Annotated in this window: 14 protein-coding genes; 7 read left to right on the top strand and 7 right to left on the bottom strand. The window is 73.7% G+C overall.

The window, feature by feature from the left end:
- Positions 1-7 precede the first annotated feature (7 nt).
- On the top strand, positions 8-1,180 hold the full coding sequence (locus AB0F89_RS07145) for an MFS transporter (protein WP_367138747.1): 1,173 nt from the start codon (positions 8-10) through the stop codon (positions 1,178-1,180).
- Positions 1,181-1,191: 11 nt separating this feature from the next.
- Complete coding sequence (locus AB0F89_RS07140; protein WP_367133794.1) at positions 1,192-1,983, top strand: SDR family NAD(P)-dependent oxidoreductase; 792 nt, start codon at positions 1,192-1,194, stop codon at positions 1,981-1,983.
- A 261-nt stretch (positions 1,984-2,244) separates the two neighbouring features.
- Here the strand turns inward: AB0F89_RS07140 and AB0F89_RS07135 are convergent, their stop codons facing one another.
- Both AB0F89_RS07135 and AB0F89_RS07130 read right to left on the bottom strand, forming a co-directional pair.
- Positions 2,245-2,604 carry a hypothetical protein gene (locus tag AB0F89_RS07135; protein WP_367133792.1) on the bottom strand — a complete coding sequence of 120 codons (360 nt, stop codon included), beginning with the start codon at positions 2,602-2,604 and terminating at the stop codon, positions 2,245-2,247.
- Positions 2,605-2,617: 13 nt separating this feature from the next.
- Positions 2,618-2,941, bottom strand: a complete 324-nt coding sequence (locus tag AB0F89_RS07130) for a hypothetical protein (protein WP_367133790.1) — start codon at positions 2,939-2,941, stop codon at positions 2,618-2,620.
- Between the two features lie 275 nt (positions 2,942-3,216).
- On the opposite strand from AB0F89_RS07130, the gene AB0F89_RS07125 reads away from it, so the two are divergent.
- The 3 genes from AB0F89_RS07125 (at position 3,217) to AB0F89_RS07115 (ending at position 5,837) form a co-directional block, all read left to right on the top strand.
- Entirely contained in the window at positions 3,217-4,539 is a 1,323-nt protein-coding gene (locus AB0F89_RS07125; protein WP_367138745.1) for a helix-turn-helix domain-containing protein, read from the top strand.
- A 20-nt stretch (positions 4,540-4,559) separates the two neighbouring features.
- On the top strand, positions 4,560-5,450 hold the full coding sequence (locus AB0F89_RS07120) for an aminoglycoside phosphotransferase family protein (protein WP_367138743.1): 891 nt from the start codon (positions 4,560-4,562) through the stop codon (positions 5,448-5,450).
- 93 nt (positions 5,451-5,543) lie between these two features.
- The gene (locus tag AB0F89_RS07115) at positions 5,544-5,837 is read left to right on the top strand and encodes a hypothetical protein (protein WP_367133788.1); all 294 of its coding nucleotides are present in this window, start codon (positions 5,544-5,546) and stop codon (positions 5,835-5,837) included.
- A gap of 66 nt (positions 5,838-5,903) precedes the next feature.
- Here AB0F89_RS07115 and AB0F89_RS07110 read toward each other — a convergent pair whose 3' ends face one another.
- Genes AB0F89_RS07110 through AB0F89_RS07095 form a run of 4 tightly spaced genes read right to left on the bottom strand, consistent with a single transcriptional unit; the run spans position 5,904 to position 8,825 of the window.
- Entirely contained in the window at positions 5,904-6,926 is a 1,023-nt protein-coding gene (locus AB0F89_RS07110) for a copper resistance D family protein (protein ID WP_367133786.1), read from the bottom strand.
- The gene (locus AB0F89_RS07105) at positions 6,923-7,498 is read right to left on the bottom strand and encodes a copper resistance protein CopC (protein ID WP_367133784.1); all 576 of its coding nucleotides are present in this window, start codon (positions 7,496-7,498) and stop codon (positions 6,923-6,925) included. Before AB0F89_RS07105 ends, AB0F89_RS07110 begins: the two co-directional genes overlap by 4 nt.
- The gene (locus tag AB0F89_RS07100) at positions 7,495-8,253 is read right to left on the bottom strand and encodes a YcnI family protein (RefSeq protein WP_367133782.1); all 759 of its coding nucleotides are present in this window, start codon (positions 8,251-8,253) and stop codon (positions 7,495-7,497) included. The genes AB0F89_RS07105 and AB0F89_RS07100 overlap by 4 nt, the downstream gene beginning before the upstream one ends.
- Before the next feature lie 47 nt (positions 8,254-8,300).
- Positions 8,301-8,825, bottom strand: a complete 525-nt coding sequence (locus AB0F89_RS07095) for a hypothetical protein (protein ID WP_367133780.1) — start codon at positions 8,823-8,825, stop codon at positions 8,301-8,303.
- A gap of 93 nt (positions 8,826-8,918) precedes the next feature.
- On the opposite strand from AB0F89_RS07095, the gene AB0F89_RS07090 reads away from it, so the two are divergent.
- Entirely contained in the window at positions 8,919-10,586 is a 1,668-nt protein-coding gene (locus tag AB0F89_RS07090) for a BCCT family transporter (RefSeq protein WP_367133777.1), read from the top strand.
- Here the strand turns inward: AB0F89_RS07090 and AB0F89_RS07085 are convergent.
- Positions 10,567-10,998: a DUF6474 family protein gene (locus tag AB0F89_RS07085; protein ID WP_367133775.1), complete on the bottom strand. Its 432-nt coding sequence runs from the start codon at positions 10,996-10,998 to the stop codon at positions 10,567-10,569. The genes AB0F89_RS07090 and AB0F89_RS07085 overlap by 20 nt on opposite strands.
- A 105-nt stretch (positions 10,999-11,103) precedes the next feature.
- On the opposite strand from AB0F89_RS07085, the gene AB0F89_RS07080 reads away from it, so the two are divergent.
- Complete coding sequence (locus AB0F89_RS07080) at positions 11,104-12,738, top strand: TM0106 family RecB-like putative nuclease (protein WP_367133773.1); 1,635 nt, start codon at positions 11,104-11,106, stop codon at positions 12,736-12,738.
- Positions 12,739-12,776: the final 38 nt, after the last annotated feature.

Here is a 12,776-nt window from a genome sequence, read left to right as displayed (position 1 = left end):
GTCCTGGATGACGTGGCTGTTCCTGGCCAACCTCGGCCTGTGGCTCGCCGTCTACGCGCCCATCCAGGTGCTGCTGCCGCAGCAGGCCGAACTGCTCGACGCGGCCGGCAAGGAAGCGGTGTTCGGACTGGTCACGGGCATCGGCGCGGTGGTGGCGCTGGTGGCGAACCCGCTGATCGGGCTGTCCTCGGACCGCACCACCTCCCGGTTCGGCCGCCGCCACCCGTGGACGCTGGCCGGCGCCCTGGTCGGCGCGGCCGGGCTCGCGGTGCTGTCGTCCGCGTCCTCCGTCGGCGTGATGGTGCTCGGGTGGTGCCTGGTGCAGGCAGGGCTGAACGGGATGCTCGCGAGCCTCACCTCCGCCGTGCCCGACCGGGTGCCCGTCCGGCAGCGGGCCACGGTCGGCGGGCTGGTCGGGATCTCCCAGATGCTCGGCACCGTGCTCGGCGCGGTCGTGGTGACGGTGCTGGTCAGCGGCCTGCGCGCGGGTTACCTGGCGTGCGCGGCGCTGGTCGTGGTCGGCGCCCTCGCGTTCGTGCTGACCACCCCGGACACCCGGCTGCCGCCCGCCGCCCGCCCCGCGCTGCGGTGGCGCGAGCTGTGGGTGTCGCCCCGCAGGCACCCGGACTTCGCCTGGGCCTGGGCCACCCACTTCACGATCAACCTGGGCAACGCGTTCGGCACGCTCTACCTGCTGTACTTCCTCGGCGACGTGGTCGGGCACCCGTCACCCGAGGACGGCCTGCTGGTGCTGATGCTGCTCTACGGCGTGGCGCTGGCGATCGGCGCGTTCGCCGTCGGCGCCCGCTCCGACCGGACCGGCCGGCGCAAGCCGTACGTGCTGCTGTCGGCCGCCGTGATGGCCGCCGCCGCGCTGCTCCTCGTCGCCTGGCCGACCTGGCCCGCGGCGCTGGTCGCGGCGCCGCTGCTCGGCGTCGGCTTCGGCGGGTACTGGGCGGTCGCGCTGGCCCTGTTGACCCAGGTCCTGCCCGCCGCGTCGGACCGCGCCAAGGACCTCGGCGTGCTCAACGTCGCCAACTCGCTGCCCCAGGTGGTCGCGCCGCTGCTGACGACGTTCGTGCTGGCGTCGCTCGGCGGGTACCGGGGTCTGTTCGCGGTGTCCGCGACCGCCACGCTGTGCGCGGCGGCGCTGGTGACCAGGGTCCGATCGGTGACGTGAGGGGAGACCGGGTGAGGTTGGCGGGGAAGGTGGTCGTGGTGACCGGCGCGTCGCAGGGCATCGGCGCGGCGACGGCGCGGGCGCTCGCGGCCCGCGGCGCGGTCGTCGTGCTCGTGGCCCGCGGCGCCGAAGCGCTGGCCGAGCACGTCGAGCGGATCACGGCGACCGGTGGGCGCGCGCTCGCCGTGCCCGCCGACCTCGCGGACGTCGACCAGGTGCACGCGCTCGCCGCACGGGTGGTCGCCGAGGTCGGCGTGCCGGACGTGCTGGTCAACAACGCGGGCGTCGGCCGCTGGCTGTTCCTGGACGACACCCCGGCGCCCGAGCTGGCCGGGATGATCGCCCTGCCGTTCACCGCCGCCCTGCACCTGACCAGGGAGTTCCTGCCCGGCATGCGGGCCCGCGGCTCCGGCCGGGTGGTCAACGTCAACTCGCCGGTGTCCCGGCTGCCGATCCCCGGCGCGACCGGGTACGCGGCGGCCCGCTACGCGCTGCGCGGGCTGACCGCGGCGCTGCGGCTGGACCTGCGCGGCACCGGCGTCGGGGTGAGCGAGGTCGTGCCCGGCAAGGTGAGCAGCCGGTACTTCGTCAACAACCCCGGCGCGGAGGAGCGGATACCGGCGCTGGCCAGGGTCATCCCCACCGTGACGCCGGACGACGTGGCGGCGCGCATCGCGGTCGCGGTCGAGCGGGAGCGGGACGAGGTGGTGTTCCCGTGGCAGCTCAAGGCGTTCGAGGTGGCCGGGCGGCTGTTCCCCGGGCTGACCGGCTACCTGACCTGGCGCACCGGCACGCACCGCTGAAACGGCCCCGGGTGTCCGCGCGGGAGGGGCGGACACCCGGGGCCGGGTTGGTGCCCGCGGACCGATGTCGGTCGGGGAGGGAAGGTGTGCACAACACCGGCCCGCGGATGTCTGTGTAGTTGTGGTGCTGGCTGTAGCCGTGGTGCTAGCTGGCCGGCGATCCGATCGTCGCGGTCGGGGGTTCGCACGTCCCGGACCGCCGGCCAGTAGGCGGGTGCTCGACCTGGTCGCGTCGGGGGAACGACAGGTCGGGACCGCCCGTTAGTGGGCTCGAACCATTCCCCGGCGCGACCGGGTGACAGGAGGCGTCACCGGCGCCGATCGGAGGTGTCGAGCCGGGCGCGGGGCCAAACCGCCCGCGACCAGGTGCTCGTACGCGGCGCGCCACACCGAGCAGGGGCTCTTCTGCTGCCGCCACCGACCGGAGCACTCGGGGCAGTTGCCCTTCTCGTCCGGTTCGTGCGCGGCGAGCAGGGCCCGCCACCCCTCGGTCAGCCGGGGGAGCTCGGAACGCGCCACCGAGAGCAGGGACGGGGCGTCGGCCTCGTTGGCCAGCTCCGTGAGCAGGTCCAACCTCTCCCACACCGCGTTGCGAAGAACTTGTCCGAGGATCTCGTCCACCGAAACGTCACCGTCACCTTTCCGCCTGCTCGGCGGCTTCGCGTAGCGCGGCCCTGAGCTGTACGAGCTGGTCGGCCGAGAGGACCGCGGTCTCGCCGGGCGGGCCGACCAGGACCACGCGGCCCCGGTCCACCAGCACGGTGAGGCAGCGCTCCCGGTCGACCACGTCGCTGCAGCGGATCCGCCACCAGCGACGCTTGCCGGTCGTGCCGCGCCATCCGGAGCCGAGGTCGGTCGACTCCCGGACTGCCAGGGTTGCCGGGGAGGGGGCCGTGGTGACCGCACGCGCCGCCGAGCCACCCGTGGTGGTCGTCACCGCCCGCTCGATCAGGTCCACTGCCGTGTCCTCTCCGTGCTCACTCGCTTACCGGACCCCAGATTGCGATGATTCAACCCGGATCGGGACGTCGCAGCGCTGGCCGGTGGTCGTTCCACGGTAAGCGGTCAGCGGAGTTCGGCAGGGCCGATCAGCCTCGCCGATCGGTACTTCTCGCAGTCGGGGGAGTGCCCCTACTCTGCCGTTGACGCCCAAAGGACTGTGAGGGGGCGCAATTGAACACCATCGGTTCGCCGAGTTCTCCTGTTACACCAGACGTCTGGGACCAGCAGGAGATGCGTGACGCTCTGGCCAGACGGGAGATCAGCGCGGTCTACCGCCTGCTCCGACGGCACGGCGTCTCGCAACGCCAGATCGCGGCGCTCACGGGCCAGTCGCAGTCCGAAGTCTCGGAAATCCTCAAGGGACGCCAGGTCATGGCCTACGACGTCCTCGCGCGGATCGCCGCCGGCTTGGGTGTCCCAAGGGGGTACATGGGTCTCGCTTACGACGAGGCCACGGCAGTGCGGGTGGCCGCCACGGCGGAGTCACCCCATTCTGAGGAGGACGAGTCGGTGAAGCGAAGGAAGTTCCTCGCGCACGCCGCCGCCATCACCGTCGGCGCGGCCGTGTTCGGTACGGACTCCGGGTCTTGGGCTTCGTCGCCCGCGCAGACTCCGGCCCCAGGCCGGATCGGCATGACCGACGTCCGCCAGGTCGAGGCGGCCACCAGGGCGTTGCGCACGCTCGACTACCAGTACGGCGGCGGCTCCTGCCGCGACGCGGTCGTGGCACAGCTGTCGTGGGGGCAGCAGATGCTCGGCGCCAACGCCACCGACCTGGTCAAGGAACGCCTCTACGTCGCGCTCGCCGACCTGCACAACCTGGCCGGCTGGACCTCGTTCGACACCGGCCTGTACGACTCGGCCCGCAACCACTTCGGCCAGGCGCTCGGGCTCGCGAAGCAGGGCCGCAAGGAAGAGCTGGTGGCCAACATCCTGTACCGGATGGGCCGCGTGTACCTGCACCAGGACGCGCCGGACGACGCGCTGAAGGTGTTCCAGCTGGGCCAGCTGGCCGCGCAGAACTCCGGTTCGGAGCTGGCGGTCGGCATCCTGTGCGCCAACGAGGCGTGGGCCTACGCGAAGATGGGTTCCGACGACCAGGCGCTCAAGCTGCTCGGCCGGGCGCGCGACGAGTTCGCCCGCGCCAACATCGCCGAGGCGCCCGCGTGGGCGAAGTTCTTCGACTCCAACGACCTGTCGGCGATGATCGGCACGGTGCACACCGAGCTGGCGCAGACGGTCGACGCGAAGTACACCCGCACCGCCGTGCCCGCGCTGACCAAGGCCATCGGCGGCTACGGCGACGAGATGAGCCGCAGCCGGTCGTTCAACCTGACCTCGCTGTCGATCAACCACCTGCTGGACGGCGACATCGACCACGGCGCCCGCCTCGGCCGCCAGGCGATCGACCTGTCCGAGGGCCTGAAGTCGGTGCGCACCAAGGACCGGATGAAGCCGCTGCAGAAGGAAGCCGAGAAGCGCCGCAACAACCCGGACGCCCGCGAGCTGGCCGAACGCCTGGCCAAGTTCACCGGCAACGACAGCGCGGCCTGACGTTGCGGGGAGTCGGGGTCCTGGACGGCAGGTTCACCCCGGCCGCGTTGACCGCCGTGCTGGAGCGGTTGTGCGTCGAGCTGGGGTTGGCGCACCGCGGCGCGCGGCTCGTGAAGTTCACCAGCAACGCCGTGTTCGACCTGCCCGCGGACCGGGTCGTGGTGCGGATCGTCGGGTCGATGAACCTGCGGCACCGGGCGCGGAAGGTGGTCGACGTCGCGCGGTGGCTGGCCGCGCACGACGTGCCCGCGGTGCGGTTGGTGGAGGACGTGCCCCAGCCGCTGGTCGTGGGCGACCACCTGGCCACCGTGTGGCACACGGTGCCCTCCGGCGGCCGGCCGGTCGACGGCCGCGACCTGGGCCGGGTGCTGCGGCAGGTGCACGGGCTGCCCGCGCCGGACTTCGAGCTGCCGCGCTGGGCGCCGCTGGACGACGTGCGCCGGCGCATCGCGGACGCCGAGGAGCTGTCCGCGCCGGACCGCCGGTTCCTGGAGGACCGGTGCGCCGAGGCCGACCACCGGCTGGCGGGGCTGCGGACCGTGCTGCCGCCCGGCGTGCTGCACGGCGACGCGCACCTGGGCAACCTGATCCCCAGCCCGGACGGCCCGGTGATCTGCGACTTCGACTCCACCAGCGTCGGGCCCCGGGAGTGGGACCTGAGCACGCTGCCGGTCGGCGTCGCCCGCTTCGGCCACCCCGCCCGGTGGTACTCGCAGCTGGCCGCCGAGTACGGCTTCGACGTCACCCGGTGGGCCGGGTTCCCGGTGCTGCGGGAGGTCAGGGAGCTGAAGCTGACCACGAGCGTGCTGCCGATCATGCGCAGCCACCCCGGTGTGCGCGACGAGCTGCGCCGCCGGCTGCGGGCGTTGCGCGAAGGCGACACCGCGACCCACTGGACCCCTTACCGCTGAGCGCGGGGTCGTGGGGGAACGAACCGGTAACGCTCGCCGCTCGGCGGACGACTCAGGCATCGACGGGATGGGCGACTGGGCGGCGAGGTGGGCGTGGTCGGGAATCTGCCGGTTCTGAGGCGTCGGCGCGCCAGGCGCGCCCTGCGGGCCGCCCACGTGCTGGACCGGGTGGTCGACACCCAGCTGCCGCTGCTGGCGGCGTTCGACGAGCAGCGCCGCCGCCGCTCGGCGGACTACCTGGCCGAGCTGGTGAAGCTGGCCCAGGACTACCGGTGCTTCGCCAACGGCTGGATCGACGCCAAGGAGCTCGAACGGCGTGGTCAGGACACCGTGGCCGAGCTGACCAGGCTCCGCCAGGACCCTTCCGCGCGACTGGTCACCGACTAGGGCGTTCGGCGCAGCTCGTCGCACCGGACGGACCACTCGCCGACGATCACCTCCCGCGCCGCGCGGTCAGGCGACCGGCGCGCGGGACAGCACGACCGCCAGGCCGAACGCGATGCCCATGATGGCCAGCTCGACCGCCGCCCAGCCGACGATCGCGGTCGCCTTGTGCTGCGCGACGTGCGGCAGGAACCGCCACCGGATGTTCGCGCCCAGCGCGGCCAGCAGCCCGGCGCAGACGACCTTGCCGACCAGGACCAGGCCGTACGAGGTGGTGAACAGCGAGCCGGGCAGCCCCACGACCGGGTTCAGCGCGAGTTCGAGCACCCCGTTGAACAGCCCCGTCACCGACACCAGGACCAGCGCCGCGGTGGCGAGCTTGGAGAACTTCGGCAGCGCCTCGGCCAGCAGCCCGCGCCGGTGCGCGACCAGGACCACCAGGGCCGCCAGCCCGCCGGTCCACGCCGTCGCGCCGAGGACGTGCAGCTCCATCGAGATCATCGAGTAGTCGTGGTACTTCCAGTTCGACGCGTGCCCGGTCACCGGCAGCGGCAGCAGGCCGAACATCGAGATCAGGATGCGCAGCTCGGCGGGCACGGTCTCGCCGCGGCGCACCGCGAGGACGCCGATCCACAGGTACACCAGCGCGCACGCGGCGCTGAACAGCAACCCCTGCCCGGCGCCGACGCGCTGCACGTAGTCGACGACCATCGGCATGGTCAGCTCGGCGTCCGGGCGCGTCTCGTAGGCGCGGATCACGATCGACAGCAGCGCGGTGAACGCCCACACGGCGGCGGCGACCACGGCGGCCGGCCGGGCGACGCGCAGCACCGGCTCGGTGAGGGCGGGCCGGGTGAAGCCGAGCAGCTTGGGCAGCAGCGAGAGGCCGACGACGATCGTCGCGGCCAGGTCGAGCAGGGTCCGCACCAGCGGGTGCAGGAACCGGACCACCACCCCCGGCTCGGCCACGCCCACCGCTTCCGGTGTGGTGGACAGGCCCAGGCCCAGGAACACGCCGAGGGCGCCGCCCGCCAGCAGGCCGCCGACGACCCAGTACCTGTTCGAGGTGGTGGTGGTCCGGTTCACGGTCATCGCCCGGTGTTCTCCTTGGCGCCCGCGCCGCCCGCGCCGCCCGCGCCGCCGCGCAGCGCGAGGAACGCGCCACCGGCCAGCAGCACGGCCGCGCCGGCGATCCACACCCAGATGGGCACGCCGCCGCTGCCGCCCGGCGCCGCCGGGTCGGACTCGGCCACCTCGGCCGCCGGGGCGGGCGTGCCGCTGCCCGCCTTGGTGAGGGTGAACTTGAGCGAACCCGTCACCGGGTGCCCGTCCGCCGACAGGACCCGGTAGCCGACCGCGTACTCGGCGGCCGGGCCGAGCGGGCGGACCTGGAAGACGACGCTGTTGTTCTTGACGGTCGGCTCACCGCCCGCTTCCCAGCGCGTGCCCTCGGGGCCGGTGACGGTGATCGTGTTGAACTTCTCCCCGGCCTGCACCGGCTGGTCGAAGGTCAGCGTGATCGCCGCCGGTCCGGCCTCCAGCTGCGACCCGTCCTTCGGATCGCTGCTGACCAGCACGTTGTGCGCGAGCGCCGGTGTGGCCGTGCCGAGCACGACCGCGCCCGCGACCAGGCCGGTCAGCAGCAGCGAGACGACGCGCCTCATGCCGTCGGCTTGCCCGCGCGGCGGGACCGCAGCACGGCGCCCGCACCCAACCCGAGGCCGAGCGCGCCGACCGCCAGGCCGATGCCGCCGAGCCAGCGGGCGGTGCTGTCGGTCGCGGGAGCCGCGGCCGCGTCGTGGTCGGCGTCGGCGACCGCCGTGGCGGTGGCGGCCTCGTGCCCGTCGCCGCCGGTCTTCGGCACCAGGTTCAGCACGGGCGCGGGGCGCTCCGGCTCGTCCGCGCCCTCGGCGGGCGGCGGCGCGTTCCAGTCGACGACCTCGCCGCTGTCGTAGGTCTGCTTGGTGGCCATGATCAGCTTGTCGGTGTTGTCCGGCAGCGGTCCGACGGACAGGTCGAACTCGTTGAACTGGCCGGGCTCGATCCGGGTGCCGGGGTCGGCGGTCCAGGTGACCGTGCGGATCGCCTCGGTGACCTCGCGGCCGTGGCTCTTGACCGGGGTGGCCAGCTTCTCCTTGACCGCCTCGACCTTCCAGCCCGGCGTCGGCTTGGTGCTGACCGACGCCAGCGGGTACTCGGCGGGCAGGGTCACCTCCAGCTTCACCGTGCCCGCGTCGGGCCGCTCGTTGGGCACGCGGAACGTGACCTTGGTGTACCCGCCCTGCACGGCGTCCTTCGGCGTGGACGCGGTGACGTGGGCGGAGGCCGGGCCGGCGGTGCCCAGCGCGAGGACGGCGGCGGTGGCCAGCACGGCCCCGCCCCTGGCGAGCGTGCGCGCGCCAAATCCATATGTCGACATGAAGTCGTGACTCCTGAGACCAGAGGTGTGTTCGGGGACTCGGGTGATCAGGGGCGAGGGGGTCCGCGGCGGCCGTGCACCCGCCGCAGCAGCACGTCGACCGGCGTGTCCGCCGACGGCGCGGGCGTGAGCACCCACAGCGCGCCGACGGGCGTCACGGGCGTGAGCGGCGGCGGCGCCAGGCGGGTGACCACGCCGACCAGCGCGTGCAGCGCGGCGTCGGCCCTGGCCAGCAGCAGGCCGGTGAGCAGCGCGGCGACCACGTGCGCGGCGGTCATCGCGGTCGGGTCGAACCCGAGGCCGGGACCGTCGGCGGTGTGGTGGCCGAGGTTGAGCAGCGCGTGCTGCCCGACCTGCGCGACACCCAGCGTGGCCAGGGTCGTCCACGGTCGCCGGCCGCGCTCGGCGACCGCCGTGCCCGCGAACGCGACGAGCAGCGTCAACGGCAGCGCGGGCGCGAACTCGGTGATCGAACCGCCCGCCGCGCCGTGCGCCGCGACGCTGAGCGCCGCCGAGGTGACGGCCAACAGCGCGGCCCGCGCGAGGCGGGTCGGGGCAGGCCGACTGGTCACAGCACCAAAGAGTAGGAGGTCGCGGCTCGCCGGCGTCAGTGCCGGGGGCGAAGTATGATTTCGCTCTACTCCGGATGGGGGTAAGGGTTACTCGTGACGACCCAGGGCGAACCCGTCGAAGAGCCCCTGCCCGGCGCGCCGGAAGCCGACCGGCCGGGGCGCACGGACCGCGTGGTGTTCGGCGTGGCCGCCGCCGTCACGCTCGGGTTCGTGGCCTGGGGAGCGTTCGGCACGGCGTCCCTCGCCGCCTCCTCCCGCACCGCCCTGGACTGGGTCATCGGCAACCTGGGCTGGGCGTTCGTGCTCAGCGCGTCGGGGTTCGTGCTGTTCGCCCTGTGGTTGGCGGCGAGCCGGTACGGCCGCGTCCCGCTCGGCCGCGACGACGAGGCGCCGGAGTTCCGCACGATCTCGTGGGTCGCGATGATGTTCAGCGCCGGCATGGGCATCGGGTTGATGTTCTACGGGGTGAACGAGCCGCTGTCGCACTTCGTCGCACCGCCGCCCGGCACCGTCGAGGGCGGCACCGACGAGGCGCTGCAGACCGCGATGGCCACCACCCTCTTCCACTGGACGCTGCACCCGTGGGCGATCTACGCGGTCGTCGGCCTGGCCATCGCCTACGGCAGCTTCCGCCGCGGCCGCAGCCAGCTGATCAGCGCGGCGTTCGAACCCCTGCTCGGACGCCGCCGCGCCGCCGGTCCGGCCGGCCGGGTCATCGACGTGCTGGCCATCTTCGCGACGCTGTTCGGCTCGGCCACCTCGCTCGGGCTCGGCGCGCTGCAGATCGGCAGCGGCCTGGAGGTCGCCGGGTGGCTCGGCGAGGTCGGCAACGGGGTCGTCGTCGGCGTGATCGCCGTGCTGACCGCGGCGTTCGTCGTGTCGGCCGTGTCCGGCGTCGCCAAGGGCGTCCAGTGGCTGTCGAACACCAACATGGTGCTGGCCGTGGTGCTGGCGGCGTTCGTGTTCGTGGTCGGGCCGACGGTGTTCGTGCTGAACCTCGTGCCCACCGCCATCGGCGACTACTTCCGCGACCTGGCGGACATGGCGGGCCGCACCGCCGCGTCCGGCGGCGACGCGACCGAGGCGTGGCTGTCCGGCTGGACGATCTTCTACTGGGCGTGGTGGATCTCGTGGACGCCGTTCGTCGGCACGTTCATCGCCCGCATCAGCCGCGGCCGGACGATCCGGCAGTTCGTGGCGGGCGTGATCGGCGTGCCCGGCCTGGTCAGCCTGGCCTGGTTCTGCGTGTTCGGCGGCACCGCGATCTCCGCCCAGCGGTCCGGCGCGGACCTCGCCGGCACGGCCTCCGCCGAGGGGCAGCTGTTCGCGCTGCTCGACCGGTTCCCGCTGGCCGCCGTCGCCGGGGTGCTGGTCGTGGTGCTGGTGGCGATCTTCTTCGTGTCCGGCGCGGACGCCGCGTCGGTGGTCATGGGCACCCTGTCCCAGCGCGGCTCGATCCGGCCCGCCAAGGGCGTGGTGGTGTTCTGGGGCGTGCTCACCGGGCTGGTCGCGGCGGTGATGCTGCTGGTCGGCGGCTCCCGCGGGCTCACCGGGCTGCAGAACCTGACGGTCATCGCCGCGCTGCCGTTCGCGGTGGTCATGGTCGGGCTGTGCGCCTCGCTGGCCCGCGACCTGCGCAGCGACCCGCTGGTCCGGCGCGAGGAACGGGTCGCCGAGGTGGCGCGCGGGGTCACCGCGCGGCACGACCCCGAGGAGACCGCCTACCGGGCGGTCGAACGGCTCACACGCCGAGGCGTTTGAGCAGGGCCGCCTCCACCGCGTCCAGGTCGGCCGCCACCGCCCGGTGCGCGGCCCGGCGCCGGGCCGCCGGCATCCGCTCCGACGCCCGCACCGCCGCCAGCAGCTGCGACAGGCGCCTCTCGGTGTCCTCGACGTACGACGGCTCGGTGTCGCCCACCTGCCGCAGCGCCTCGCCGACCCCCACGATCCGGGCGTGCAGGCCCGCGCCCCGACCCGAGTACAGGGTCAGCTGGTCGACCGGCACGCCGAGCCGCGAGGCGCGGTAGCGGTCGTAGCGGTCGCCCAGCAGCGCGGCGGCCCTGGCCGCGACCGGCGCCACCACCGGGATCAACGCCGGCGCCAGCACCTTGGCCAAGCCGACGAGGTTCTTCGCCCGGCCGGGGGTGAACCCCTTGCCCTTCGCACGCGCCACGGCGGCACCTCCTCACCCGAACCCTAGAGCCGTTCCGGAAAAAGATCGACTCGACTCCACGAGGTTGCCGGCACGACCGGCCGCCCGGCGTCCTACGCTGCACGCGTGACTTCCCAGGTGCAGCTCGACGCCGGCGTGGTCACTCGTTGCCGGCGGCGGGTGCACCTCGAACACGATCCGACCATGCGCGACGTGCCCAAACCGCCGCCCGACCCCACCGGCCTGCAGCGGCGGGACGACGCCAACAAGCACCGCCGCGCGGTCGCCGCCGCCCTCGGCCGGATCGTCGGGTCCGACCTGATGGAGGTGCCGCAGGACGTCCCGTCGGCCGACCGCGAGCGCGTCACCGCCGCCGCCATGCAGGCGGGCATCCCGTACATCTGGGGCGCCGCCCTGCCGCGCGACCCGCTCGGCGGCCGGCGCGGCGGCATCGACCTGCTGGTCAAGGAGAAGACCGGGTACGTGCCGGTGCTCGTGGTCCGGCACAAGGTCAGCGACCCCGGCCAGGGCGCCCGCACGTCGCCGCTGTCCCACCCGCTGCCCGGCGGCGCGCGGGTCGACCCGCTGCGCAAGGTCCGCCCGCAACCGCGCGACCAGCTCCGGCTCGCGCACGCCCAGCGGCAGCTCCAGGCGTCCGGCTTCGCCGCGCACGGCCGCGCCACCGGCGGCGTGATCGGCATGGACGCCGACGTCGTCGTGTGGCACGACCTGGAAGCGCCGACCTGGCCCGGCGGCAGGCACGCGCTCGCCGAGTACGACAACCGGTTCTCCGACCGGCTGGCCGTGGCCGCGGCCGCCGCCACCGGCGCCGACCCGCTGGCCCGCCCCTCCCGCATCGTCGAGTGCCGCAGCTGCCCGTGGTGGCCGGTGTGCGAGACCGACCTCAAGGCCGAGCGCGACGTCAGCCTCGTCGTGCGCGGCGAGGACGCCGCGGCGCTGCGCAAGGTCGGCGTCCACACGGTCGACCAGCTCGCCGCCCTCGACCCGGCCGAGCAGGTCGTCCCCCTGGTCGGCATGCTGCACGCGGACGCGGTCGTCCTCGCCCGCGCCTGGCTGCGCGACCTCACCGTGGTCCGCCGGGTCTCCCGGATGGACGTGCCGCGCGCCGACGTCGAGGTCGACGTCGACATGGAGAGCTTCGGCGACCTCGGCGCCTACATGTGGGGCTGCTGGCTGTCCGGGCAGGACGTCGGCGAGGAGCACGGCTACCGCGCGTTCGCCACCTGGGACCCCCTGCCGTGCGCCGACGAGGCCCGGTCGTTCGCCGAGTTCTGGGGCTGGCTCACCGGCGTCCGCCTGCGCGCCCGCGCCCGCGGCCTGTCGTTCAAGGCGTACTGCTACAACGAGCTCGCCGAGAACCGCTGGCTGCTCGGGTCCGCCGAGCGGTTCAAGGGGCAGCCCGGCATCCCCACCGCGGCCCAGGTGCGCGAGTTCATCTCGTCCGACTCGTGGGTCGACCTGTTCGGCATCGTGCAGGAGCAGTTCCTGTGCGCCCACGGCAAGGGCCTGAAGACCATCGCCCCGGTCGCCGGCTTCCGCTGGCGCGACCCCGAGGCGGGCGGCGAGAACTCGATGCGCTGGTACCGCGACGCCGTCGGCCTGGACGGCCGACCGGCCGACCCCGCCCAGCGCCGCCGGCTGCTGGAGTACAACGAGGACGACGTCCGCGCCACCCACACCCTGCGGCTGTGGATGACGTCGGACGCCATGGACGACCTGCCGTTCGCCGGAGATCTGTGACTCTGTGACATTGGCCGCCGCTTCGCGGGTGGTTCTGC

Origin of the sequence: Saccharothrix sp. HUAS TT1 (assembly GCF_040744945.1) — a bacterium.
Lineage (GTDB): Bacteria > Actinomycetota > Actinomycetes > Mycobacteriales > Pseudonocardiaceae > Actinosynnema.
This window is presented reverse-complemented; position numbering and strand designations above follow the sequence as displayed.